This window comes from Vibrio sp. 10N.222.49.C9 (assembly GCF_041474985.1).
GTDB lineage: Bacteria > Pseudomonadota > Gammaproteobacteria > Enterobacterales > Vibrionaceae > Vibrio > Vibrio crassostreae_C.
The window spans coordinates 1-536 of the sequence record NZ_JBFRVD010000153.1 but is presented as its reverse complement, the minus strand read 5'-3'; the positions used below and the strand labels follow the sequence as shown (position 1 = coordinate 536).

Genomic DNA, 536 nt, shown 5'->3' with positions numbered 1-536 from the left:
ATCCCTATCCCTCCACCACTATTCTTTACGCATTAAGCCCTTGATTTTCAAGGGCTTTTTCGTATCTAAAGTACTGCAAATCACTTTCATGACAATGAGGTGAGACAATGTACTTACAAAAAGCACCAAATGGTGTGTATCAAACCCGTATTTGCATCCCTAAGCCACTACGTACGTTCGGCTACCCTTTCGACATCAAAGTCAGTCTTATGACTAAAGAGCGCTCTGAAGCGATAAGGCGCAACTTTAAAGTAGCCTCTAGCATCAAATCAGCGATTGAGCAGATTGATTTTTCTAACCCACCAAAGTTCACTTCTTTTAAATCTGTTTTGGATCAGCAAATTAATATTTTGCGACAGTCGTTCCAAACGGCAATCCCCCGAACAAATTCACCAGCAGTCATTGCCCACTTCGAAGATGACATTGTGTGCGATCTTCCTAGTTCTATCGATCTCTGTAACCTTGAAGAAACCGACCCAAGCATAAAAGATGCTTATATAGAGCCAATACCTTTCAATAATACCAATCCGGAAAAT

General features: G+C 40.9%; 1 pseudogene. It reads left to right on the top strand.

From position 1 onward, the window contains the following. Nucleotides 1-107: 107 nt before the first annotated feature. Nucleotides 108-536: pseudogene (locus AB4585_RS22485) on the top strand (integrase); the annotation flags it as partial.